This is a genomic window from Rhizobium sp. PK7-22 (genome assembly GCF_056530405.1).
Genome location: NZ_CP096514.1, coordinates 809057 through 833446, shown reverse-complemented (window position 1 = coordinate 833446; position 24390 = coordinate 809057). Strand labels below are relative to the sequence as shown.

At 64.4% G+C, this 24390-nt stretch carries 23 protein-coding genes; 14 read left to right on the top strand and 9 right to left on the bottom strand.

The window, feature by feature from the left end; genetic code table 11:
* Both M1E10_RS08690 and nagA read left to right on the top strand, forming a co-directional pair.
* A complete protein-coding gene (locus M1E10_RS08690) occupies positions 1-1023 on the top strand; it encodes an SIS domain-containing protein (protein WP_499175957.1) in 1023 nt (340 codons plus the stop codon).
* The gene (gene nagA, locus M1E10_RS08685; protein ID WP_499175956.1) at positions 1020-2177 is read left to right on the top strand and encodes an N-acetylglucosamine-6-phosphate deacetylase; all 1158 of its coding nucleotides are present in this window, start codon (positions 1020-1022) and stop codon (positions 2175-2177) included. Before M1E10_RS08690 ends, nagA begins: the two co-directional genes overlap by 4 nt.
* On the opposite strand, the gene M1E10_RS08680 is transcribed toward nagA, so the two are convergent.
* The 3 genes from M1E10_RS08680 to M1E10_RS08670 all read right to left on the bottom strand — a co-directional run bounded on the left by M1E10_RS08680 (position 2178) and on the right by M1E10_RS08670 (position 4827).
* Positions 2178-3578, bottom strand: a complete 1401-nt coding sequence (locus M1E10_RS08680; RefSeq protein ID WP_499175955.1) for a sensor histidine kinase — start codon at positions 3576-3578, stop codon at positions 2178-2180.
* Positions 3575-4252 (bottom strand): response regulator transcription factor family protein, encoded by a 678-nt coding sequence (locus M1E10_RS08675; protein WP_499175954.1) that lies wholly within the window; start codon positions 4250-4252, stop codon positions 3575-3577. Before M1E10_RS08675 ends, M1E10_RS08680 begins: the two co-directional genes overlap by 4 nt.
* A gap of 65 nt (positions 4253-4317) precedes the next feature.
* Positions 4318-4827 carry a DUF1993 domain-containing protein gene (locus M1E10_RS08670; protein WP_499175953.1) on the bottom strand — a complete coding sequence of 170 codons (510 nt, stop codon included), beginning with the start codon at positions 4825-4827 and terminating at the stop codon, positions 4318-4320.
* A gap of 128 nt (positions 4828-4955) precedes the next feature.
* Between M1E10_RS08670 and M1E10_RS08665 the strand changes: the two genes are divergently transcribed.
* The 4 genes from M1E10_RS08665 to M1E10_RS08650 all read left to right on the top strand — a co-directional run bounded on the left by M1E10_RS08665 (position 4956) and on the right by M1E10_RS08650 (position 9212).
* Entirely contained in the window at positions 4956-6029 is a 1074-nt protein-coding gene (locus M1E10_RS08665) for an ABC transporter substrate-binding protein (RefSeq protein ID WP_499175952.1), read from the top strand.
* Positions 6030-6234: 205 nt separating this feature from the next.
* Positions 6235-7179, top strand: a complete 945-nt coding sequence (locus M1E10_RS08660; protein WP_499175951.1) for a Bug family tripartite tricarboxylate transporter substrate binding protein — start codon at positions 6235-6237, stop codon at positions 7177-7179.
* Positions 7176-7670: a tripartite tricarboxylate transporter TctB family protein gene (locus M1E10_RS08655; RefSeq protein ID WP_499175950.1), complete on the top strand. Its 495-nt coding sequence runs from the start codon at positions 7176-7178 to the stop codon at positions 7668-7670. Before M1E10_RS08660 ends, M1E10_RS08655 begins: the two co-directional genes overlap by 4 nt.
* Before the next feature lie 24 nt (positions 7671-7694).
* Entirely contained in the window at positions 7695-9212 is a 1518-nt protein-coding gene (locus tag M1E10_RS08650) for a tripartite tricarboxylate transporter permease (protein WP_499175949.1), read from the top strand.
* Positions 9213-9282: 70 nt separating this feature from the next.
* Here M1E10_RS08650 and M1E10_RS08645 read toward each other — a convergent pair whose 3' ends face one another.
* Positions 9283-10212 (bottom strand): glutaminase, encoded by a 930-nt coding sequence (locus M1E10_RS08645; protein WP_499175948.1) that lies wholly within the window; start codon positions 10210-10212, stop codon positions 9283-9285.
* 207 nt (positions 10213-10419) lie between these two features.
* Between M1E10_RS08645 and M1E10_RS08640 the strand changes: the two genes are divergently transcribed.
* From M1E10_RS08640 to M1E10_RS08625, 4 genes are all read left to right on the top strand, one after another.
* On the top strand, positions 10420-12150 hold the full coding sequence (locus tag M1E10_RS08640) for a catalase (RefSeq protein WP_499175947.1): 1731 nt from the start codon (positions 10420-10422) through the stop codon (positions 12148-12150).
* 152 nt (positions 12151-12302) lie between these two features.
* A complete protein-coding gene (locus tag M1E10_RS08635) occupies positions 12303-13514 on the top strand; it encodes a Rossmann-fold NAD(P)-binding domain-containing protein (RefSeq protein ID WP_499175946.1) in 1212 nt (403 codons plus the stop codon).
* A gap of 127 nt (positions 13515-13641) precedes the next feature.
* Positions 13642-14361 (top strand): YoaK family protein, encoded by a 720-nt coding sequence (locus tag M1E10_RS08630; protein ID WP_499175945.1) that lies wholly within the window; start codon positions 13642-13644, stop codon positions 14359-14361.
* 33 nt (positions 14362-14394) lie between these two features.
* A complete protein-coding gene (locus M1E10_RS08625; protein ID WP_499175944.1) occupies positions 14395-15186 on the top strand; it encodes a YdcF family protein in 792 nt (263 codons plus the stop codon).
* Here M1E10_RS08625 and M1E10_RS08620 read toward each other — a convergent pair whose 3' ends face one another.
* Positions 15187-15660, bottom strand: coding sequence for a hypothetical protein (locus M1E10_RS08620; RefSeq protein WP_499175943.1), 474 nt, complete (start codon positions 15658-15660; stop codon positions 15187-15189).
* A gap of 118 nt (positions 15661-15778) precedes the next feature.
* Here M1E10_RS08620 and M1E10_RS08615 point away from each other — a divergent pair, with 118 nt between their 5' ends.
* Positions 15779-16423, top strand: coding sequence for a trimeric intracellular cation channel family protein (locus tag M1E10_RS08615; RefSeq protein ID WP_499175942.1), 645 nt, complete (start codon positions 15779-15781; stop codon positions 16421-16423).
* 8 nt (positions 16424-16431) lie between these two features.
* Here the strand turns inward: M1E10_RS08615 and irrA are convergent, their stop codons facing one another.
* On the bottom strand, positions 16432-16848 hold the full coding sequence (irrA, locus tag M1E10_RS08610) for a Fur family transcriptional regulator (RefSeq protein WP_499175941.1): 417 nt from the start codon (positions 16846-16848) through the stop codon (positions 16432-16434).
* Between the two features lie 282 nt (positions 16849-17130).
* Here irrA and fabA point away from each other — a divergent pair, with 282 nt between their 5' ends.
* From fabA to fabI, 3 genes are read left to right on the top strand one after another with little or no spacing between them, the layout of a single operon-like run.
* Entirely contained in the window at positions 17131-17646 is a 516-nt protein-coding gene (gene fabA / locus M1E10_RS08605) for a 3-hydroxyacyl-[acyl-carrier-protein] dehydratase FabA (protein WP_029618959.1), read from the top strand.
* Positions 17647-17690: 44 nt separating this feature from the next.
* Positions 17691-18914 (top strand): beta-ketoacyl-ACP synthase I, encoded by a 1224-nt coding sequence (gene fabB, locus M1E10_RS08600; protein ID WP_499175940.1) that lies wholly within the window; start codon positions 17691-17693, stop codon positions 18912-18914.
* A gap of 6 nt (positions 18915-18920) precedes the next feature.
* Positions 18921-19727, top strand: coding sequence for an enoyl-ACP reductase (fabI, locus tag M1E10_RS08595; protein WP_499175939.1), 807 nt, complete (start codon positions 18921-18923; stop codon positions 19725-19727).
* A gap of 9 nt (positions 19728-19736) precedes the next feature.
* Here fabI and M1E10_RS08590 read toward each other — a convergent pair whose 3' ends face one another.
* The 3 genes from M1E10_RS08590 to pnp all read right to left on the bottom strand — a co-directional run bounded on the left by M1E10_RS08590 (position 19737) and on the right by pnp (position 24100).
* Positions 19737-20795: an endonuclease/exonuclease/phosphatase family protein gene (locus M1E10_RS08590; protein WP_499175938.1), complete on the bottom strand. Its 1059-nt coding sequence runs from the start codon at positions 20793-20795 to the stop codon at positions 19737-19739.
* An 86-nt stretch (positions 20796-20881) separates the two neighbouring features.
* Positions 20882-21889 (bottom strand): class I SAM-dependent methyltransferase, encoded by a 1008-nt coding sequence (locus M1E10_RS08585; protein ID WP_499175937.1) that lies wholly within the window; start codon positions 21887-21889, stop codon positions 20882-20884.
* Positions 21890-21967: 78 nt separating this feature from the next.
* Entirely contained in the window at positions 21968-24100 is a 2133-nt protein-coding gene (pnp, locus tag M1E10_RS08580; RefSeq protein ID WP_499175936.1) for a polyribonucleotide nucleotidyltransferase, read from the bottom strand.
* Positions 24101-24390: the final 290 nt, after the last annotated feature.

Genomic DNA, 24390 nt, shown 5'->3' with positions numbered 1-24390 from the left:
ATGCAGACCCATATGCGCCAGGAGATCAACGAGATACCGGAGGCGGTAGCACGGCTGCTCGACCAGTCCGGTGCCGAACTGGCGGCTGCCGGGCGCGCCCTTAGGGAGCGCGATCCCGCCTTCCTCGTCACCATTGCCCGCGGCTCCTCCGACCACGCGGCCACCTTCATCAAATATGCGATCGAACTGACCACCGGCCGGCCGGTCGCCTCGCTCGGGCCGTCGCTCGCTTCCATCTACCACGCGCCGATGAAGCTGGCCGGCGGCGCCGCCATCGCCATCTCGCAGTCGGGCAAGAGCCCGGATATCGTCGCTATGGCGCAGGCGGCCACCGATGCCGGCGCGCTCAGCATCGCGCTCACCAACACGCTGCAATCGCCGATCGCCGATGCCTCCAGCCATGCGATCGACATCCAGGCCGGGCCGGAACTCGCGGTGGCAGCGACGAAATCCTATTTCAATTCGATCGTCGCCGGTCTTGCCGTCCTGGCGGAATGGGTGGATGACGATGCGCTGCGGTCGGCGCTCCGAGATCTTCCCACCGTCTGCCGCAAGGCGGTGGCGCTGGAATGGAACGATCTTGCCGGCCAGCTCGGCGACGCGGAGTCCCTCTTCATGCTCGGCCGCGGTCCGGCCCTTGCGATCGCCAGCGAGGCGGCACTGAAGTTCAAGGAAACCTCCAACATGCATGCGGAGGCCTATTCCTCGGCCGAAGTCCTTCACGGACCCGTGGCGCTCGTGGACTACCGCTTCCCCATCGTCGCCTTCGCCGCGCGCGACGCAGCCGAAGGCTCAGTCGTCGAGATCGCCGACGGCCTTGTCGAGAAGGGAGCGCTGGCCTTCGTCACCTCGAACAATGCCGGCAAGGCGAATGCGCTTCCCTTCGTGGCAACGGGACACCCGCTGACGGACGCGCTCTGCCTCATCCTGCCGTTCTACGGCTTCGTGGAGGCGTGGTCGCGTTCGCGCGGCTTCAACCCCGACGCCCCTGCGGCACTCAAGAAGGTGACGGAGACGAAATGACCCTTTCGGCAATACGCGGCGCGCGCATCTTCGACGGCGAGACTTGGCACGAGGACGCAGCGCTCGTCGTATCCGGTGGCCAGGTGGCGTCCATCGGTCCGGAAACGGACATTCCTGCCGGCGCCGAGATCGTTTCCTGTGAGGGCGGCATCGTCGTACCAGGCTTCGTCGACCTGCAGGTCAACGGCGGCGGCGGCGTGATGCTGAACGACGAGCCGACCGTCGAGGGCCTGCGCACCATCTGCAGCGCCCATGCCCGCTTCGGCACCACCGCCCTCCTGCCGACGCTGATCACGGACACGCCCGAGACGACAGCGGCCGTCATCACCGCCGGACGGCAGGCCGTTGCAGAGAACATGCCGGGCTTTGCCGGCTTGCATCTGGAAGGCCCGCATCTCTCGCTGGCGCGCAAGGGCGCCCATGACCCGGCGCTGATCCGCCCGATGGACACTGCGGACCTCGATCTTCTCCTGTCGTGCCGGGACGTCTTCCCTGCGATGATGATCACGGTTGCGCCGGAGAGCGTCACCGAGGCGCAGGTGTCCCGGCTTGCCGCCGCCGGCTTCATCGTCAGCCTCGGCCATACCGACGCCGGCTTCGACACCGTCGAGCGCTATGCGAAGGCCGGCGCCAGCACGGTGACCCATCTCTTCAACGCCATGAGCCCGCTCGGGCACCGCGAGCCGGGGATGGTCGGGGCAGCGCTCGACAACGGGCACCTACACGCCGGGCTGATCGCCGACGGTATCCACGTCCATCCGGCGGCCATGGGACTTGCGCTGCGAGCAAAGCAGGGGCCTGGCCGGATCTTCGTCGTCACCGACGCGATGTCGCCGATCGGTACCGACCTTACGAGCTTCATGCTCAACGGGCGCGAGATCCTGCGCCGCGACGGTCGGTTGACACTTGCGGACGGCACGCTGGCCGGCGCCGACATCGACATGCTCGCCTCGGTCCGTTTCCTGCACCGGACGCTGGCGCTGCCGCTGGAGGAGGCATTGCGAATGGTCTCGGCCTATCCCGCCGAAGCGGCGCGCCTCGATCAGCGCAAGGGTGCCCTGAAGCCCGGCTCAGATGCCGACTTCGTGCTGCTGACCAACGATCTTGCGATGAAAGGCACCTGGATCGGCGGTGCCGTCGTGCATCGGGCCTAGCTAGGCAGATGCAGCAAAGCGGAGCCTGACCACCAGACCGCGACCAGCCGGTGCGTCGAGCAGCACCAGGCTTGCCCCGTGGAGACGGGCGATCTCCTCGACGATCGGCAGCCCCAGCCCGGAGCCTGCGGCATCACTGCGGTCGCCGCGATCAAAGCGCCTCAGCGCCGCATCGCGCCTGTCCGGCGGGATGCCGGGACCATTGTCCTCGACCTCGAGGACGACCGCGCCTGCGTGTCGCGCCACCCGGACCGTGACCTCTGCACCGCGGCCCGCATAAAGCAGGCTGTTGGTGATCAGGTTCTTCAACAACTCGCCGATCAGGAGCGGTTCGGCCAGCACATGCGCCGCATCCTGCCCTTCGAAACCGAGGTCGATGCCGGCTTCCGCGGCGAGCGGCACATGGTCTGCCGTCAGCGACTGAGCCAGGGCAGAGAGATCCGTGTCCTGCAGCGACGCGGCGCGGGTTGCCGCGTCGATCCTCGCCATCAGCAGCAGTTGCCCCAGGATGCGCTCGCCATCGGCGACGGCGGCATCCGCCTTTGCCACCGCCTCCCTTTCAGCCTGCGGGTCCGGGGCGCGGGCGGCGATCGCCAGTTGCGTGCGGACGATCGCGAGCGGCGTGCGGAGCTGGTGGCTGGCGTTGCCGGTGAAATGGCGCAGTGCCTCGAGCGCCGATTCCAGCCGCACCATGAAGGAGTTGACGGTATCGACGAGCCCCTGCACCTCGCTTGGCACCCGCTCGACGATCGGATGGAGGTCGTCGGGGCTGCGCTGGGCGATCGCCTCGCTGAAGCGGTAGAGCGGCCGCAGCGACACGGTGACCGCCACCCAGACGATCACCGCCGCACCGAGGATCATGAACAGCAGCCTGACCGCCGAGCGGATGAGGATCGTCTGCATCAGCTGCTGACGGGCAATCGTCGTTTCGGCGACCGTCACGAGGAAGGGCACCGAGTTGATACCCGTCGAGGCCGAGCGCGCCAGCGCCGCGACGCGGATCGGCTCGCCGCGGAAGGTGGCGTCTCGAAAGGCGGTCTCCTGTCCCTCCGCGCGCGGTATCGACGGAAGGTTCTGGTAGCCGGTGATGAAGGTGCCCGGCGGTCCATCGACGCGGTAGAAGACCCGGTCCTGAGCGGCCGAGGTCAGCATCTCCAGCGCCACATAGGGAATGTCGACCTCCAGGTCGCCGTTTTCAGAGACGATCACCCGTTCGGCGATCGCCAGCGCCGAGCCCATCAGCACCCGGTCGGACACCTCGTTTGCGGTCTTCACCGCCTCGCGCCAGGTATCGGTGAGCGCCAGCATGCCGATCACGGCGGTGGACAGGAGCAGCCAGGCGAGCAGCCGCCGGCGCAGCGAATAGGCCTGTACTGCGAGAGGCGTCGCCAGTGCGGTCATGACGCGGGCGTGACCGTTTCGAGATAATATCCGATCCCGCGCGCGGTCTTGACCGTCAGCCCGTGCAGGCTGAGGCGGCGACGCAGGCGGCTGACATATTGCTCGATGGCGTTTGCCGAAAGATCATCGCCGAAGCCGGTCAGCGACTGGACGATGGCATCCTTGGAGACGACCTTGCCGGCGCGCAGGAACAGGAGCTCCAGGAGGGCCACTTCGCGCGCCGGGATGTCGAGCGGCACGCCGTCGCTGCTGAAGGTGCGCGACGCGAGATCGAGGGTGACGCCGCCGTGCTGGATGATGGAGGAACGCAGGCCCGCCTGTCGCCGCAGCAGGACGCGGATGCGTGCCTCGAACTCGGCGATATCGAAGGGCTTGATCATGTAGTCGTCGGCGCCGAGGTCGAGACCCCGCACCCGTTCCTCGGGGGTGCCGCGGGCGGTGAGGATCATCACCGCCGCCTTGTTGTGGCGCGCGCGCATGGAGCGCAGCACGTCGAGGCCGTCCATCTCGGGAAGGTTGAGGTCGAGGATCACCAGGTCATAGACCTCGGCGGCGGCGACGGCCTCCGCCGAGGCGCCGTCGGCCACGGCATCGACCGCATAGCCGCTGCCGCGCAGGATCGTCGAGAGACCCTCCGCCAGCGCCTGGTTATCCTCGACTAGAAGTATCCGCACGATCGCTCCCCACTGGTGTCATTCTACCGGGGAGCGCCGGCTCTGTCACGACGTGGCAGCACGCTCTACGAGGTGCGGCCGAGATAGTCCATCTTGCCGATCGGAACGCCCTTGTGCCGCAGCAGGGCGTAGGCCGTAGTGACATGGAAGTAGAAGTTCGGAATGGCAAAGCCGAGGAGATAGTCGCGGCCCGTGAAGGTTCTGGAGCTGTCGCGGCTTTTCAGCACCACCTCAATCTCGTCCTTGCCATCCATGGCATCCGACGGCAGCGAACGCAGAAGAGCGACTGTCTTCTCGATCCGCGCCTGCAGATCCGCAAAACTCGTCTCGTTGTCCTCCATCGGCACATTGTCGATGCCGCCGAGGCGGACGGCGACGAATTTTGCCGTATCGCTGACGCGCTGGATCTGCGCCGTCAGCGGCGCCATGTCGGGAACCAGACGGGCCTCCAGCAGGTCCGAATGGGAAATCGCGTTCTCGTCGGCGAAGGCCTCGCCCTTCTTCAGGATTTCGGAAAGGTTCTGGAAGGCGCGCAGGAAGACGGGGATGCTGACGTCATAGAGCGAGAGCGACATGGGGAGGTCCTTGTTAAAAAAGGCAGCGAGGCTGCGGGACCGGTGACAGGTAATGAGGGCGGCAGCGAAAACAAGCGCCCTGCTGACCCCTTCTTGTCTCGGATACCCTACTGGTGCATGGTCGCGGCATGCCGTTGCTGCTCTTCATCATGGCCCTCTTGGGATTTCTGGACGCTCGTACGGCACAGGCGACGGTGACCGTCTACCCGGCTCTGTCCGGTCGCGGCGATGCCCAAATTCTCGTCGTCTATTCCTCGCTCGACGAGCCGCTGGCCAAGCCGATGATCGCCGGCTTCCAGTCCGCCAACCGGGATGTGGCGGTGCATTACGAGGAAATGCTGACGGGCGAGATCTACGACCGTATCGTGCGGGAAACCGATGCCGGGAAGAAGAGCGCCGATTTCGCCTTCTCGTCGGCGATGGACCTGCAGGTAAAGCTCGCCAACGACGGCTACGCGCAGCGGAGCGAGCTGCCGATGAGCGACCGCTGGCCCGCCTGGGCCAACTGGCGCGACACCGCCTATGCGCTGACCTTCGAACCGGCCGTCTTCGTGTATCACAAGCCGAGCTTCGTGGATGAGGCGCCGCCGTCGACCCGCGCGGAGTTCGTCGAATTCCTCAACCGCCGGGGCGACGCCGTCTATGGCCGGATCGGCACCTACGACATCGAGCGTTCCGGGGTCGGCTTTCTCTTCATGTCGCGCGACCAGGAGCAGTTCGGCGACATCTGGTCGGTGATCCGCACCATGGGCGCGGCCGGCGTCAAGCTCTACTCCACCAGTCAGGCGATCCTGGAAAGGGTAGCCGACGGGCGCTTCGTCCTCGGCTACAATATCCTCGGCTCCTATGCCGCCGACTGGGCCTCGCGCCACCCCGATGTCGGCATCGTGCTGCCGAAGGACTACACCGTGGTGATGTCGCGCATCGGTCTGGTGCCGCAGGCGGCGTCTTCGCCGGAGCTCGGACGCCGCTACCTGGAGTTCTTCATGTCGAAGGAAGGCCAGACGATCATGGCGCGCGAGCTGCAGATCCCGGCGGTCAGCCCGGAGGTTTCCGGCAACAATACCGCCACCACAATGCGCGAGATGCTCGGAGGGCAGCTAAAGCCGGTTCCGGTGAGCCTCGGCCTGATGGTCTATCTCGACCAGGTGAAGCGGGCACGGCTGATTTCGCGCTGGAACGAGGTCCTGCGCCTGCAGTAATGCCCGCTCTGCAGACCTCAGGGGCGAATCGGCTGTCCGATGTCAGGTAGATGTCAGCTAGATGTGATGGCTTAGGTCATTCGGCGTCCGTGGAGGCGGTGCGTCGATGCGATGGGAGGAAGGCCGCGCCATGATCAGGCGACGGAGAGACATCCCTTCGCATAATCAAACTTTCGCGCCCTGAGCGCCTATGGAGGATACACCCTTGAAACAATTCTTTCTCGCATCGATTCTTGCGGGCGCGCTCGCGCTGCCTGCCTATGCCGCCGACTATACCATCATGGCACCGGCAGCCCCCGGCGGCGGCTGGGACCAGACGGCCCGCTCGCTGCAGGCCGCCCTGCAGGAAGAAGGCATCTCCGGCAATGTTCAGGTCGTCAACGTCCCGGGCGCCGGCGGCACCATCGGCATCGCCCAGTTCGCCAGCCAGCAGAAGGGCAATCCGAACGCTCTGATCGTCGGCGGCTACGTCATGGTCGGCGCGATCCTGACGAACCAGGCGCCTGTTACTCTGAAAGATGTCACCCCGATTGCCCGCCTGACCGGCGAATACGAGGCGATCGTCGTTCCGGCATCGTCCGAGATCCAGTCCATCGACCAGCTCGTCGAGGCGCTGAAGGCTGATCCGGGCGCGGTCTCCTGGGCTGGCGGCTCCGCCGGCGGCACCGACCACATCGCTGTCGGCCTGCTGGCCAAGGCTGCCGGCGTTGATCCGACGAAGATCAACTACATCGCCTATTCCGGTGGCGGTGAAGCGCTTGCCGCCATCCTCGGCAGCCAGGTCACGGCCGGCATCTCCAGCTATGGCGAGTTCCAGTCGCAGGTCGAGTCCGGCGCGCTTCGCCTGCTCGCCATCTCCAGCGAAGAGCGCATCAACGGCGTCGACGCGCCGACGCTGAAGGAATCGGGCTACGACGTGGTGCTGCAGAACTGGCGCATGGTTGCCGCCCCTCCCGGCCTCACGGACGAGCAGAAGGCTGCCGTTCTCGCCGACGTCGAAAAGCTTGCCAAGTCCGCAACCTGGCAGGAAACGCTGAAGACCAAGGGCTGGGCCGATACCTATCTCGCAGGCGACGCCTTCGAAGAGCAGCTCGCCAAGGACATCAGCGCTACGGAAACGATCCTGAAGGACATCGGGCTGGTCAAATGAGCTTGGACCATCCTGAAACATCCACCGAAAAGCGTCGCCCTGATTGGGCGGCGTTTGCCATTGCCGCGGTGCTTGCGGTGATTGCGGCCGTGATCTTCTTCGACGTCGCGCGCGTCAAAGGCACGGCGGGCTATTCCCAGGTGGGCCCGGCAACGGTTCCCGAGTGGATCGCTTTTGCCCTGATCGGCCTTGCGGTCTGGACGGCGATCGAAGGCTATCGTGGCGATTTCCCCAAGCGCGATCGGCAGGAGTTCGGGCCGGTGGTCTGGGTCGTTGCCGGACTTGCGGCGCAGATGCTGCTCCTCAAGACCGCCGGTTTCTCCATTGCCACCGGTGTCCTCTTTGCCCTCGTTGCGGCAGGCTTCGGTCGCCGCAAGCTTTGGCTGACGGTGCCGATCGGCATCGCCTTCTGTCTCGTCATCTGGCTGATCTTTGCCGGACTCCTGCAGCTTTCCCTTCCGGCGGGACCCCTGGAACGCCTGTTCCTATGATCGTCGACGCCACGAAAGTCCGCTATGAGCACCTTTGAATTCCTTCTCCAGGGACTGGTTTCGGCATCGCAGCCGATGAACCTGGTCTATGCCCTGATCGGGGTGACGCTTGGCACGGCCGTCGGCGTCCTGCCCGGCATCGGCCCGGCGCTGACGGTGGCCCTGCTTTTGCCGGTCACCTATCGCCTCGACCCCACAGGCTCGCTGATCATGTTCGCCGGCATCTACTACGGCGGCATGTACGGCGGCTCGACGACCTCGATCCTGCTCAACACGCCGGGCGAGAGCGCCTCCATCGTGACCGCCCTGGAGGGCAACAAGATGGCGCGTGCCGGGCGCGGCGGGCCGGCACTGGCGACATCGGCGATCGGCTCCTTCGTGGCTGGTCTCATCGCCACACTGCTCCTCGCCTTCCTCGCCCCTTTCGTGGTGAAGTTTGCCATCCAGTTCGGCCCGCGCGAGTATTTTGCGCTGATGTTGCTGGCCTTCGTGACGGTCTCCTCGGCATTCGGGGATTCGACGCTACGGGGACTGACGGCTCTCTTCGTGGGCCTTGCTTTTTCCGTCGTCGGCATCGACCAGCTGACCGGCCAGGCCCGGCTTTCCTTCGGTGTCCCCGACCTGCTCGACGGCATCGAGGTGACGACCATGGCCGTTGCCATGTTCGCGATTGGCGAAACGCTGTTCATCGCGGCGCAGGGCTTTCGCGGTCCGGAGATCGTCCAGGCGGTCAAGGGATCGGTGTGGATGAACCGTGAGGACTGGGCCCGTTCCTGGAAGCCCTGGCTGCGCGGTACCTTCATCGGGTTCCCGATCGGCGCCATGCCAGCCGGCGGCGCCGAAATCGGCACCTTCCTCTCCTATGCGGCGGAGCAACGGCTAACCAAGCATCCGGAAGAGTTCGGCCATGGCGCCATCGAAGGCGTTGCCGGCCCGGAAGCGGCCAACAACGCGTCGGCCGCAGGCACGCTCGTTCCGCTCCTAACGCTTGGCCTGCCGACGACGGCGACCGCCGCGATCATGCTCGCCGGTTTCCAGCAGTACGGCCTGCAGCCCGGTCCGCTGCTGTTTGCCACCAACCCGCAGCTGGTCTGGGGCCTGATCGCCTCGCTTCTGATCGCCAACGGCATGCTGCTGATCCTGAACCTGCCGCTGATCGGCCTCTGGGTGAAGCTCCTGACGATCCCGAAGCCCTGGCTCTATTCCGGCATCCTCGTGTTTGCGACGCTCGGCACCATCGGCGCCAATCCTTCGGTCTTCGAGCTCGGCATGCTGCTGGCCTTCGGCCTGCTCGGCTACGTCATGCGGGTGTTCGGCTATCCGATCGCGCCGGTCGTCGTCGGGCTGATCCTCGGGCCGCTGGCCGAACAGCAGCTCCGCCGGGCGCTGGCCATCAGCCAGGGTGACGTCACCTACCTCTTCACATCGCCGATTGCCGTCGTGCTCTTCGTCGTTGCGGCCCTTGCCTTCATCGTGCCGCTGATCATGCGCGCCCGCGGCCGCGGCGAGGTTCTGTCGCAGATGGCAGCGAACGAAGACTGAGATAGTCCTCCCAGGACGGAAAGGGGGCGCGGCTTCGGTCGCGCTCCCTTTTTTTTGTGCGCCGACAGGGTCAGGGGCCGAACACGGACCAGCCGGTGCGATGCGCCAGCATCTCCAGTGCCAGGGAGCCGAGCAGCGAGTTGCCGTTGTGGTTCAGCCCCGGGGACCAGACGGCCATCGAGGCCTTGCCCGGCGCCACGGCCAGGATGCCGCCGCCGACACCGCTCTTGCCCGGCAGACCGACGCGATAGGCGAAATCGCCCGAGCCATCGTAGTGGCCGCAGGTCAGCATCAGCGCGTTGATGCGCCGCGCCCGCTCTCGCGACACCACCGTGTGGCCGGTCAGCGGATTGCGCCCGGCAGCGGCGAGGAAGAGGCCGGCATGGGCGAGCTGCGTGCAGGTCATCGCCAGCGCGCAGTGGTGGAAATAGACCCCAACCACATGGTCCACCGGGTGATCGAGCCTGCCGAAGCTGCGCATGAAGTTGGCAAGCGCTATGTTGCGGTAGCCGGTGGCAAGCTCGGATTTGGCCACAGCCGGATCGATCGCGATCTGTTCGTCATTGGCGAGATACTGCACGAAGCGGACGATCTCGCCGATTGCTTCGCGCGGCGTATGGCCAGCCAGCACCAGGTCGCTGATGGCGATGGCGCCGGCGTTGATGAAGGGATTGCGCGGCTTGCCCTCCTCGTTCTCCAGCTGAACGATCGAGTTGAAGGAGGAGCCAGAAGGCTCGCGGCCGACGCGCCGCCAGACATTTTCGCCGTGTTTTCCGAGCGCCAACGTCAGCGTGAACACCTTGGACACGCTCTGGATGGAAAAGGCCTCATCGCAGTCCCCCGCCTTGTAGACGGAGCCGTCGACATCGACGACGGCGAGGCCAAGTTTTCGCGGGTCGACATGCGCCAGCTGCGGGATGTAGTCGGCAACCCTGCCCTCGCCCAGCCGCGGGGTCAGCGCTTCGTAAATCTCGTCGACTACGCCCTGCAGATCCGCCATTCCAGCTCCATCGGCAACCGGCGCGACAGACCGTGCAAGGTCCCGCATCCCGTCTTTTCCGTCAGCACAACTACGAAGCGTCCATGCGATTGTCAAAGGGCGCAGTTCCTGGAACTGTTCGCGATCCCACTGGTTTCTCTCCCGACGGGGTGCGTGCGACGCGCTCGCCCCAAGCCACGGCCAATCCGAGATCTAGGAGCGAACACGATGGACAAGAACAACATGTCTCAGGGCGGCAGCGACATGCGCCCCGGCACCGAGGACCGGGTCCTGACCAACCGCCAGGGCCATCCGGTCAGCAACAACCAGTCCCAGCGCACCGTGGGGTCGCGCGGACCGGCGACGCTGGAGAACTACCAGTTCCTGGAGAAGATCACCCATTTCGACCGCGAGCGCATTCCTGAGCGTGTGGTGCATGCCCGCGGCTTCGTCTGTTACGGCGAGCTGGAGGTCACCGGCAAGATCGGCGACGAGCCGGCCTCCACCTACACGCGCGCGAAGCTCTTCCAGCAGGCGGGCAAGAAGACGCCGCTCGCAATCCGCTTCTCGACCGTCATCGGCGGCCGCGATTCGTCGGAGACCGCCCGCGACCCGCGCGGCTTTGCCGTGAAGTTCTATACCGAAGACGGCAACTGGGATCTCGTCGGCAACAATCTCGCCGTCTTCTTCATTCGCGACGCCATCAAGTTCCCCGACGTCATCCACTCGCTGAAGCCCGATCCGGTCACCTTCCGCCAGGAGCCGAACCGGATCTTCGACTTCATGAGCCAGACGCCCGAATCCATGCACATGCTGACGCATCTGTTTTCGCCGCGCGGCATTCCGGCGAGCTACCGGCACATGGAAGGCTTCGGCGTCAACACCTACAAGATGGTCAACGAGAAGGGCGACACCTTCCTGGTGAAGTATCACTTCCACCCGCGCGCCGGGCTCGCCAGCCTGACGGCCGAGGAAGCCGCCAAGGTACAGGGCCAGGACTTCGGCTCGGCCTCCAAGGACCTCTTCACCGCCATCGAGCGCGGCGAATATCCGCAGTGGGACATGTTCGTGCAGATCATGGAGGATCACGATCATCCCGAGCTCGAGTGGGATCCCCTCGACGACACGAAGATCTGGCCGGAGAAGGATTTTCCGCTGCGCCACGTCGGGACGATGACGCTGAACCGCAACGTCGAGGATTTCTTCAACGAGAACGAGCAGATCGCCATGGGCACGGGCGTCCTCGTCGACGGCCTCGACTTCTCCGACGACAAGATGCTGGTCGGTCGGACGTTCTCCTACTCCGACACGCAGCGCTACCGCGTCGGCACCAACTATCTGCAGCTGCCGGTCAATCAGCCGAAGAGCGCCAAGGTCTCGACCAATCTCTCGGGCGGCCAGATGAGCTTTCAGCGTGATCTTGCGCCGGGTCAGAACCCGCATGTGAACTACGAGCCGTCGATCCATGACGGCCTCCAGGAAAGCCCGGTCGAACAGCCCAACAATCCGCCGGAGATCAAGGGGCAGCTGACCCGCAGCGTCATCGAGCGGCGCAACGACTATGTGCAGGCGCGCGGCCGCTTCTGCACGATGATGGACTGGGAACGCGACGACCTGATCTTCAACATGGGCGATCTGCTCGGCCAGTGCGAGCGCGACGTGCAGGAACGCATGGTCTGGCACTTCTTCCTGGTCCATGACGACTACGGCCGGCGCGTTGGCGAGAAGCTCGGCATCTCCGCCGCCGACGTGGCGAAACTCGGCCCATTGTCGAAGCAGGTGTTGACCGAGGAAGACCAGCGCCGCCTGCAGAACCTCGGCAGCAACGGCGACACGATCGATCCGTCGATCTGGGGCCAGTGGACGAGCTCGGTGAAGAACCACAAGGCGTCCGCCGAAGAGGTGCTGATGGGCAAGCTGCCGCGTGAAAACGCGGCGCAGAGCCAGGCGGCCGAATAAGAAACCACCTGGGCCGGCATCACCAAGGTGCCGGCCCTTCCTCCTACTGCCTACTGCCCATTACCTGCCCCCTCTCCCCTTCCCCTTGCCGACAAAACCACCTGCCATCGTCCCGCGGCCCGTGATAGGCAGGCGCGACGAAGGGTTTGGACATGAGTGGAAACAGGATCGCGATCATTGGCGGCGGACCGGCAGGACTGATGGCCGCCGAAGTGCTTGCCGCGGCAGGTCATGCCGTAAGCGTCTACGAGGCGATGCCGACGCTCGGCCGCAAGTTCCTGCTCGCCGGCAAGTCCGGACTCAACATTACCCATTCCGAAGATTTCGACACCTTCCGCACCCGTTTCTTCGCTGCGTCCAAACGGCTGGGGCCGGTGCTCGATGCCTTCACACCGGACCACGTCCGAGCGTGGACCGCAGAACTCGGGACCGAAACCTTCGTGGGCTCCTCCGGCCGCGTCTTTCCAACCGCCATGAAGGCCTCGCCGCTCCTGCGTGCCTGGCTTGGCCGGCTCGAGAGCATGGGTGTCCAGCTCCTGAAGCGTCACCGATGGACAGGCTTCGAGGACGACGGCCTCGCGTTCGATGCCCCGGAAGGCCGTCTCGTCATCCGTCCGGATGCGACGCTGCTGGCGCTGGGCGGCGCCAGCTGGCCGCGGCTTGGCTCCGACGCCGCCTGGGTGCCGTGGCTCCACGACAAGGGCGTCGAGATCAACCCGTTCAGACCCGCCAACTGCGGCTTCGACGTCGCCTGGAGCGACAGCTTTCGCGAGCGGTTTGCAGGCGCGCCGCTGAAGTCTGTTGTCACCGGCTCCCCGGCCGGCATCTTTCAGGGTGAATTCGTCATCTCGCAGCACGGGATCGAGGGAAGCCTCGTCTATGCCCATTCGGCGGCGCTGCGGGAGGAGCTTTCCCGTCATGGACAGGCAGCACTCCTGGTCGACCTTACCCCCGGCCGCAGCGAGGAGAGGCTCGCGCGAGACCTGGCCCGCCAGGGCAGCAAGACGAGCTTCTCCAACCGGCTGCGCAAGGGTGCGGGACTTGAGGGCGTCAAGGCCGCACTGCTGCGGGAACTGCTGCCGGAGGCCCCGCGCATGACGTGGGACGCGCTGGCAAAGACGATCAAGTCCCTGCCGATCCCGCTCCTGCGGCCGCGGCCGATCGCGGAGGCCATCTCGTCGGCCGGCGGCATCGCGTGGCCGGAGATCGACGCCCGTTTCATGCTGACGCGCATGCCGGGTGTCTTCGTCGCCGGCGAGATGATCGACTGGGAGGCGCCGACCGGCGGCTATCTGCTTACCGCCTGCCTTGCGACCGGACAGGCTGCGGGCAAGGGCATGAGTGACTGGCTTTCCAGGCGCTGATTGCACCGCCCGGCCCGCGACAAGACGTCATACCTTGGAATGGCTTTCAAACCAGGCTGATCCCTGTCTAGAGTGGCTCGGGCGGCAACCGAATTCTGCGTTGCCGTACCCGGGGGGACGACAACGCATGACCCTTGCCAGACGACGACACCTGGTTCGCAGGCGGCGCACCGTGACGGGGCTCGTCCTGGTCGCGGCCATTTCCTTCGTCGCCGGCATGACCGATGCTGTCGGACTGCTGCTTTCCGGCGACTTCGTGTCCTTCATGACCGGCAATACCACGCGGGCGGCGCTGTTCTTCGCGGAAGGCGACTATGGCCATGCGCTGATCCTGTTCCTCGCGCTCTGGGTCTTCGTCATCGGCAATGCACTGGGCATCATCCTGGCCTATACACTCTCCAGCCGCCGGACATTCGTGGTCCTGACCGGTGTCGCCCTGACCATCGCCCTGGCCGCGCTGGTGCCGGGCGAGGGATATCCCCGCGTGCAATTCTATCTCATCGTCCTCGCCATGGGGATGATCAACGCCACTGTCGAGCATATCGAGGGGCTGCCGATCGGCCTCACCTACATCACCGGCGCGCTGTCGCGCTTCGGTCGCGGCATCGGGCGGTGGTTCATGGGCGACCGCAACCCGACGGGCTGGGTGATCCAGACGGTGCCCTGGACCGGCATGGCCTGCGGGGCGGTGACCGGCGCCTTCCTGACGAACGCGCTCGGCAGGGACGCGCTCTGGGTGGTGGCGCTGTCGATCGTCGGCGTTGCGGTTGCCACGGTCTTCCTGCCGCGCCCGCTGCATCTGCATTTCCAGCAACGGATCGATACGGGCGCGCCACGCCGGCGTTGACAGGCGCCGCGGATTGTTGCGACAGGGTGCGGCATGTTCCTTCTCTCAAAGATCTTCTGGCTGGCGGCACAGCCGCTCTCGCTCGCCTTCCTGCTCTGCGTGCTTGGGGCACTCGTCGCCTTTTCTGGCTGGCGCCGCACCGGCGCGGCTTTCTCCGGTCTTGCGGCCCTGCTCCTCTTCGTCGTGCTCTATACGACGGCAGGCGGCGTGGCGCTGCAGGTGCTGGAAGCGCGGTTCGCCAAGCCTGCCAATGATCCCGGCGAGATCTCCTGCATCATCGTGCTCGGCGGTGCTTTGGAAAACGAGGTGACAACGAGCCGCGGCGGCATCGAGCTCAACCAGGCCGGCGAGCGGTTTCTCGAAACCCTCCGCCTGGCGATCCGGCATCCGAACGCCCGCATCGTCGTCTCCGGCGGCGACGGCTCGATCACCGGCGACTACGAAGGCGAGGCCGTGGCGTCGGAACGATTTTTCACCGCCTTCGGCGTTTCTCCCGAGCGGCTTGTGAAGGAGAACGCCTCCCGTACGACCTATGAGAACTCGCTCCAGACGAAGGATGTTCTGGCCCGCGAAGGCCTGACCGACTGCCTGCTCGTCACCTCCGCCTTTCACATGCCGCGTTCGATGGGGCTGTTTCGGAAGGCCGGCATTCCGGTCACCCCCTGGCCGGTCGATTACCGGACGAGCGGCATCCTCAGCCTCGGCGTCGATTTCAGCCAACCGACGTCCAATGCACAGATCACCTCGACGGCGGTGCGCGAATGGATCGGCCTCGTCGCCTATTATCTCACCGGCCGGATCGACACCGTTTTTCCGGTCGATTGACTATTTCGAGGAGATGGTAACGAAACGCCCGCCGCGCACGCGCACCGTCGTCTCGCATGGCTTCTCGTCGGTCCGCTCGCAGAAGCGCGGGTGCATCTTCAGCACGAAAACCATGTTGCCGAAGCGCTTGATGAAGTCGTAGCCATAGATGCGGGCGGTGGCGATCATGAAGTAGCCGCCCTCCTTGACCCGCAGGTAGAAATTGTAGGGGCAGCCGTCCTCGTTGCAGTCCTTGCCGCGCACGCCGTTGCAGGTGAGTTCGCCATGGTTGGTCAAGGCATCGACGATTCCGTCATTGTTGATGTCGAGGCGGGTGAGGAAGCCGCTGCCGAACTGCGCGGTCGTGCATTGCTTGCGGAAATGATCCTTCTCGTAGATCTCCGGATCGTTCAGCAGCTCCTGCTGGGCCGATGCGGCGGCAGGCAGCAGGGCCAGAATGAGGATTTGGGCGGCGATCAGCAGGTATTTTTTCATGGCGACAGCTCCTTGACCCTCTTCGCCTCAGTCGACAGCACGCGTAAGAAGGCAAATTCTAATCTGCAGGCTAGCACCCCGCACTTGCGCGACGCTGGTGGCCTGAAGCCGTTCGGAGGTGGAAGTGCTGACTGTCCTCAACTACGCAGGCGTCGTCGTGTTTGCGGCGACCGGCGCGCTGGCCGCGTCGCGCAAGCAACTAGACCTCATCGGCTTCCTGTTTCTCGCCGCCGTCACCGGCGTCGGTGGCGGGACGCTGCGGGACCTGCTGCTTGGCCAGGGGCCTGTCTTCTGGGTCGCCGAGCCTGACTATATCGTCGTCTGCGTCGCGACGGCCGTGGTGGTATTCTTCACCGCACATCTGATCGAATGGAGATACCGGCTGCTGATCTGGCTGGATGCGATAGGACTGGCCGCCTATTGCGTGATGGGTGCAGCACTCGGCCTGGCCGCCACCGGATCGCCGACAATCGCCATGGTCACGGGAACGCTGACGGCCACCTGCGGGGGTGTGCTGCGCGATCTTCTGGCCGAAGAGCCTTCTGTGCTGCTGCGGCCCGAAATCTACATCTCGGCGGCGCTTGCCGGCGCCGGCGCCTTCACGGCGGCCGATGCGCTGGGGCTTCCCGCCCATGTCAGTTCTGCGGTAGGGTTTGCCGTGGCGCTTGCCCTGCGCGGTGGCGCGATCCACTACGGATGGACGATCCCGCGCTATAGGCCGCGGCCCGGTCGGGATCCCGACGATGCCTTGAAGAAACGATGAAGGCCGCTTCAGGCCTTCTTTTCGCGCAACCGGATCACGACATCCACGTGGGCGATTTCCATCCCCTCCGGCGCGTCCGGCAGATTGCCGATCTCGATATTGTTGACCGGGATGTCGAGCACCTCGTTTCGGCCTTCGACAAAGAAGTGATGGTGGTCGGAGACATTGGTGTCGAAATAGGTGCGTGCGCCTTCCACGGCGAGAACGCGGATCAGGCCGGCCTCCGTGAACTGGTGCAGCGTGTTGTAGACGGTGGCAAGCGATACGGGGACATCGGCACCGATGGCCTCGTCGTGCAGTTCCTCCACGGTCAGATGACGGTCGCCCTTGGCGAAGAGAAGATCGGCAAGCGCCACGCGCTGACGGGTCGGCCGCAGGCCGCAGTCGCGCAATCTCGTCTCGATGCTGATCATGGCATCTGCCATCTTGCCGTTATGCCCCACGTCTGTCCGCCATACGCTATCTTGACTAGCGGATATAACTTTTGCGGGCGCAGCTTTCAATAGCCTGCGAGGGCAGCAAAAAATGCATAATTGACGCGGAGCCTCTGGTTTGGCCTGCAGGCTTCCTATATGCGAACGAAAGATCGCGGCCTGTCGCGCTCGCATCCCTGCGAGAACCGTTGGCCGCGGAACGATCGTTGTGCTTCAATTTCTGCCGATTTTGCAATAAAGGTCGCACATCGGCATGAGGGGGACCTGATTTACATGACAGAGAGACAGTCGAGCTTCAGCTACGAAGAGATCCTTGCCTGCGGACGCGGCGAGCTGTTCGGTCAAGGCAATGCGCAGCTTCCGCTGCCGCCGATGCTGATGGTCCACCGCATCACAGATATTTCCGAGACCGGTGGTGCTTTCGACAAGGGCTATATCCGCGCCGAATACGACGTTCGTCCGGACGACTGGTATTTCCCCTGCCATTTCCAGGGCAATCCGATCATGCCCGGCTGCCTCGGCCTCGACGGCATGTGGCAGCTGACCGGCTTCTTCCTTGGCTGGCTCGGCGAGCCGGGCCGCGGCATGGCGCTTTCCACCGGAGAAGTGAAGTTCAAGGGCATGGTTCGCCCCGAGACCAAGCTTTTGGAATACGGCATCGACTTCAAGCGCGTCATGCGCGGCCGCCTGGTGCTCGGCACCGCGGACGGCTGGCTGAAGGCGGACGGAGAAACGATCTATCAAGCATCCGACCTGCGCGTCGGTCTGTCAAAAGACAAAGACGCCTGAGCGTCCCTGCGCCATGGTTCTAGCAAGCAGAAAAGGTCCATAAGATGAGACGGGTTGTAGTCACGGGTCTTGGCATCGTGTCCTCCATTGGAAACGACGCCTCCGAAGTCACCGAATCTCTTCGCCAGGCAAAGTCCGGCATCTCCTTTGCGCCGGATTTCGCCGAGCACGGGTTCCGCTGCCAGGTCTGGGGCAAGCCTGACCTCGACCCGACGGATCTCGTCGACCGGCGCGCCATGCGCTTCCTGAGCCAAGGCGGAGCCTGGAACCACGTTGCCATGAAGCAGGCTCTGGCGGATTCGGGACTGGAGGAGAAGGACTACAGCGAGAACGAGCGCACCGGCATCATCATGGGCTCGGGCGGCCCCTCCACCCGCACCCTCATCGAAGCCGCCGACATCACCATCAAGAACGGCAGCCCGAAGCGCATCGGACCGTTCGCCGTGCCGAAGGCCATGTCGTCCACGGCGTCCGCGACACTCGCCACCTGGTTCAAGATCCACGGCGTCAACTATTCGATCTCGTCGGCCTGCTCGACGTCTGCGCATTGCATCGGCAATGCCGCCGAGATGATCCAGTGGGGCAAGCAGGACGTGATGTTTGCCGGCGGCCATGAGGATCTCGACTGGACGATGTCGAACCTGTTCGACGCCATGGGCGCCATGTCCTCGAAGTACAATGACACGCCCGCGACCGCATCGCGCGCCTATGACGTCTCGCGCGATGGCTTCGTCATCGCCGGCGGTGCCGGTGTGCTCGTCCTCGAGGAGCTTGAGCATGCCAAGGCCCGCGGCGCCAAGATCTACGCCGAGATCGTCGGCTATGGCGCCACCTCCGACGGCTACGACATGGTCGCCCCCTCGGGCGAAGGTGCCATGCGCTGCATGCGCCAGGCGCTCGCCACGGTGAAGGGCGACGTCGACTACATCAACACCCACGGCACCTCCACGCCGGTCGGCGACAGCAAGGAAATTGGCGCCATCCGCCAGGTGTTCGGCGACAAGATCCCGCACATCCAGTCGACGAAGTCGCTGACGGGGCATTCGCTCGGCGCCGCCGGGGTGCAGGAATCGATCTATGGCCTCCTGATGATGCAGGAAAAGTTCATCGGCGAAAGCGCCCACATCGAGACGCTGGATCCGGAGTTCGACGGCGTGCCGATCGTGCGCAAGCGCATCGATGACGCCAAGATCGACACCGTACTCTCCAATTCCTTCGGCTTCGGCGGCACCAATGCCACGCTCGTCTTCCAGCGCATGAACGGATAAGATTTGATGACGGGTATCATGCAGGGAAAGCGCGGCCTGATCATGGGGGTCGCCAACAACCACTCTATCGCCTGGGGTATTTCCAAGGCGCTCGCCGCCCAGGGGGCGGAACTGGCATTCACCTATCAGGGCGAAGCCCTGGGCAAGCGGGTCAAGCCGCTCGCCGCCGAGCTCCAGTCGGACTTCCTGCTGCCTTGCGACGTGGAAGACCTGGCCACCGTCGACGCCGCATTCGACGCCATCAAGGAGCGCTGGGGCAAGCTCGACTTCGTCGTTCATGCCATCGGCTTTTCCGACAAGAACGAGCTGAAGGGCCTCTACGCCGATACGTCCCGCGAGAACTTTTCGCGGACCATGGTCATCTCGTGCTTCTCCTTCACGGAGATCGCCAAGCGCGCCGCCGGCCTGATGACCGATGGCGGAGCCATGCTGACCCTGACCTATGGCGGCTCGACCCGGGTGATCCCGAACTACAACGTCATGGGTGTTGCCAAGGCAGCGCTGGAATCCTCCGTGCGCTACCTGGCGGCCGACTACGGCCCGCAGGACATTCGCGTCAACGCCATCTCCGCAGGCCCGGTCCGGACGCTTGCCGGCGCCGGCATTTCGGATGCCCGCGCCATGTACTCCTGGAACAAGCAGAACGCGCCGCTGCGGCGCACGGCGACGATCGAGGACATCGGCGGATCGGCGCTCTACCTGCTCTCCGACCTGTCGCGCGGCGTCACCGGCGAGATCCACTATGTCGACGCCGGCTACAACATCACCTCGCTGCCGATCCTCGAGCGCCTGCGCAAGGCAGACGTCGAGTAACCGCGGCCATCAGTTTGGTGCGTCGTCGACGATCGCCTCGGCCTCTGCCTTGATCGGCTTGTACTTGAAGGTAGCACAGACGATACCGTGATCGTTCGTGCCGCTTTCCTTGTGGTCGTCGTAGTGCAGGTGGTCGTTGTTGATCGTCAGCCCGTCGAACATCCAGATCCGGCGCCGGCTGTTGTCGTAGAATTCCTCGCTGACGAAGATGTGGTCGAGAGATTCCATCGCATCCTGATAGATGTGCGTGTAATAGATGTCGCGGGTGCTCCGATACTCCTGCAGCGTCTGCGCCGTGTAGAGGGAAACATCGCCTCCCCCCAGCGAATCGCCGACCAGGAAGCGCGGCTGGCCGGTCAGGATATTGGCCGTATTGCTGAGCTGCCCGTCGTTGACGTCTCCCAGGACAATGACACCGGTTCTCGTGCCCTTCATCTGCTCCGTCAGCATGAAGCGCAATGCAGCCGCTTCGGCCGTGCGCCGGATCGTGGAGATTGCCGAGCCCAGCGCCGTGGCGTGCTTGCTGTAGGCCGGATTGTCCTTGAACCAGTCTTCCCGGCCGACCTGCGTCGGTGCCTTGGACTTGAAATGGCAGACGTAGACATGGACATCGCTGTGTTCGTCGCGCGGCCGTATCGTTAGATGCAGCACCGGTCGAGAAAAACTGTCGATGCTGACGCTGATGGCGGGCGTCTGCGCGTCATCGCCGGAACTCTGCAGCACGAAATCCTCGGGGAACTGCACGATCCAGTCGGGCTGACCCGACATCAGCCCCTTGCGGACAAGTGCGGCACAGACGATGCGCCCGCCATCGGCATCTGGCGGAACGACGAGATCATAGTCGGCCTTGAGACCTGATGCCTCGAGGGCGTCCGACAGCGCCTGCGCGTGCCAGAGCTCCTGGAAGCCGAAGACATCCGCCCGCAGCTGCCGGATCGCCCGCTGCGTCCAGTCGATCTTCAGGTCGTACTGGTCCTGGGTCCAGCCTTTGCCGGTATAGATCGGCAGGCCGGGCTGGTTGAGATTGTAGAGATTGAACGTCGCGATGCGCAGCTGTTTCAACTTCATGGGCTTGTCCTCCCGCACCCTCTTCCACTTCTGCGGGAGAATGCTGTCAGAGAACGTCTACACCCGTGTGACAGCTTTCACCGGGTCTACTTGCGTGCCTGCAGGATCTTGAAGCGGGCATTGCGGCAGAGCTCGCCGCTCTCCTTGAACACCTCTGCCATGACGGACTCATAGGGCAAGCCGCGGTTTGCAACCAGCATCAGCCGGCCACCGCTGCGCAAGGCCCCGGCTGCCGCCCGGATCATAGCCTTGCCGAGTTCCGGATCGGCCGCCTGCGCCTCGTGGAACGGCGGGTTCATGATCACCAGGTCGTATTTTTCCTTCGGCGGCTCGCTGCTCAGATCCTGCCAGAAGAAGCGGGCCTGCAACTGCGGGCAATTGCGGGCCATGTTGACCTTGGCGAACTCCAGCGCCCGGTAATCGGCCTCGAAGAGATCGATGCGGTTGACGCGCGGCGAGACCTTGGCCAAGGCGACCGACAGGTAACCCCAGCCGGCGCCGAAATCGGCGGCATTGCCGTCGAAATCGGTCGGCAGACGACTCACCAGGAGCTCGGAGCCCGGATCGATCCGGTCGTGCGAGAACATGCCGGGCGCGGCCTCGAAGCGGCCCTCGATCTGAACATTCGGCTTCGTCAATGCCGTCATTGCGGCCTCGACGTGCTTTGGCCGCGCAAACCAGATCGCGACACCGTGGTATTTCGGCGTGTAGTCGAGATCGATCTCCAGTTTCAGCAGCGTCGTGCGCAGCGTCTGGATACCGTCTTCCTTGCCGCCGGCGATGACGATCATGCCGCCTTCGGCCACACGCTGCAGCGCCTCGGCGACGCGCGCCTCGTTCTCGCCGCGGTGCTTGCCGCACAGCACCAGCGCCATGTCGTAGCCCTCGCCTTCGGCCAAGGGTACTGCTCCCTCGCCCAGGGTCCGAAACAGCGGCCGGAAGGGCTGTACGGCAGAGACGGCTCCGGCGAAGCCCTCCGGCAGCGGGTGGCCGCCTTCGGCGCCGAGGAACAACACGCGGTCGCCTTCGGCCGGCACGGGAACCGTGCCGGTTGCGAAAGGATGGAACAGGGTCTTCAGGGCGTCACGGCTCATCGCGGCTGGCTTTCAATGGATAGATACAGAAAAGGCGCGGAAATTCTCCCGCGCCTCCAGGGTTGGAAACGAGACGCCTTACTCGGCAGCTTCGCCTTCAGCCTTCTTGATTTCCTGGCCGGTGGCCTGGTCAACGACCTTCATGGACAGGCGAACCTTGCCGCGCTCGTCGAAGCCCATCAGCTTGACCCAGACCTTCTGGCCTTCCTTGACCACGTCCTGGGTCTTGGCGACACGATCGGAGGCGAGCTGCGAGATGTGCACGAGACCGTCACGGGCGCCGAAGAAGTTGACGAAGGCGCCGAAGTCGGCCGTCTTCACAACCGTGCCTTCATAGATGGCGCCGACTTCAGGCTCGGCCACGATCGAGTGGATCCACTTGCGGGCTGCTTCGATCTCCTTGGCCGAGGAGGAGGCGATCTTGATGGTGCCCTCGTCGTCGATGTTGATCTTGGCGCCGGTCTTCTCGACGATCTCGCGGATGACCTTGCCGCCGGATCCGATGACTTCACGGATCTTGTCGACCGGGATCTGCATGACTTCGATGCGTGGCGCGAATTCGCCGAGCTGGCCGCGGCTCTCGGTGATGGCATTGGCCATTTCATCGAGGATGTACTTGCGGCCGCCCTGTGCCTGGCCGAGTGCGACCTTCATGATCTCTTCGGTGATACCGGCGATCTTGATGTCCATCTGCAGCGACGTGATGCCGTCAGCGGTACCGGCAACCTTGAAGTCCATGTCGCCGAGGTGATCTTCGTCGCCGAGGATGTCGGAGAGAACCGCAAAGCGCTCGCCTTCAAGGATGAGGCCCATGGCAATGCCGGCAACCGGCTTGGCCAGCGGAACGCCGGCGTCCATCAGTGCAAGCGAGGTGCCGCAGACGGTGGCCATCGAGGACGAGCCGTTCGACTCGGTGATCTCGGAGACGACACGCAGCGTGTAGGGGAACTGCTCCGGCGTCGGCAGCATCGGACGAATGGCGCGCCATGCAAGCTTGCCGTGGCCGATTTCGCGGCGACCCGGGGAGCCCATGCGGCCGGTCTCACCGACCGAATAGGGAGGGAAGTTGTAATGCAGAAGGAAGCGTTCCTTGTACATGCCGGTCAGGCTGTCGACGTACTGCTCGTCTTCGCCGGTGCCGAGGGTGGCGACGACGATCGCCTGGGTCTCGCCGCGGGTAAAGAGGGCCGAACCGTGGGTGCGCGGCAGGATGCCGACTTCCGAGACGATGGCGCGGACCGTATCGAGGTCACGACCGTCGATGCGGCTCTTGGTGTCGAGGATGTTCCAGCGAACGATCTTCGCCTGCAGGTGCTTGAAGACGGCGCCGATCACTTCGCTCGGATACTTCGGCTCTACACCTTCCGGGAAGAAGTGAGCCTTGACCTTCGCCTTGACGGCGTCGACGGCGGCATAGCGCTCTGCCTTCTGCGTGTTCTTGTAGGCAGCGCGCAGTTCGGTTTCAAAGTGCTGCAGCATTTCTGCTTCGAGCGCGGAATGATCTTCCGGTTCGAATTCGCGCGGCTCCTTGGCTGCCACTTCGGCAAGCTTGATGATCGCGTCGATCACCGGCTGGAAGCCGCGGTGGCCGAACATGACGGCGCCGAGCATGATGTCTTCGTTGAGTTCCTTGGCTTCCGATTCCACCATCAAAACCGCATCGCCAGTGCCGGCAACGACCAGGTCGAGGGTCGATTCATCCATCTCGTCGAGATGCGGGTTCAGAACATATTCGCCGTTGATGTAGCCGACGCGCGCGCCGCCGATCGGGCCCATGAAGGGAACGCCCGAGAGGGTGAGCGCTGCCGAAGCGGCAACCATCGACAGGACGTCGGGATCGTTCTCGAGGTCATGCTGGACGACGGTGACGACGACCTGGGTCTCGTTCTTGTAGCCGTCCGGGAAGAGCGGGCGGATCGGACGGTCGATCAGGCGGGAAACCAGCGTTTCCTTTTCCGACGGACGACCTTCGCGCTTGAAGTAGCCGCCCGGGATCTTGCCGGCAGCATAGGTCTTTTCCTGGTAGTTGACGGTCAGCGGGAAGAAATCCTGGCCGGGCTTGGCGGACTTGGCCGACACGACGGTGGCCAGAACGACGGTTTCGCCGTAGGTGGCGAGAACGGCGCCATCAGCCTGACGGGCGATCTTGCCGGTTTCCAGCTTCAGCGGGCGGCCTGCCCACTCGATTTCAACGGAATGCGAATTGAACATATCTTGTCCTCTAAGACGCTGCCGATGCCACAAACACGGCACGGCGCGCAGTGTTGACGCGACACGGGCAAGACAACGGGAGGCTTTCTGCAGATGGAGGCTCGAGGCGCATCCAATCATCGGCGCCAGGCAGAGCCTGGCGAAAGCATCCGGCAATCCTGCCCCATGGCAGGTCAGCGGTTGATTTGGCGAAGCCGGCCCATCCGGTTCTCGCCAGTCGTGGCCTCTGGGGCCACCCTCCGGTTTCCCGAAGATCGAGAAAGGCGGGCGCCTTTTGAAGAGGCGCCCGC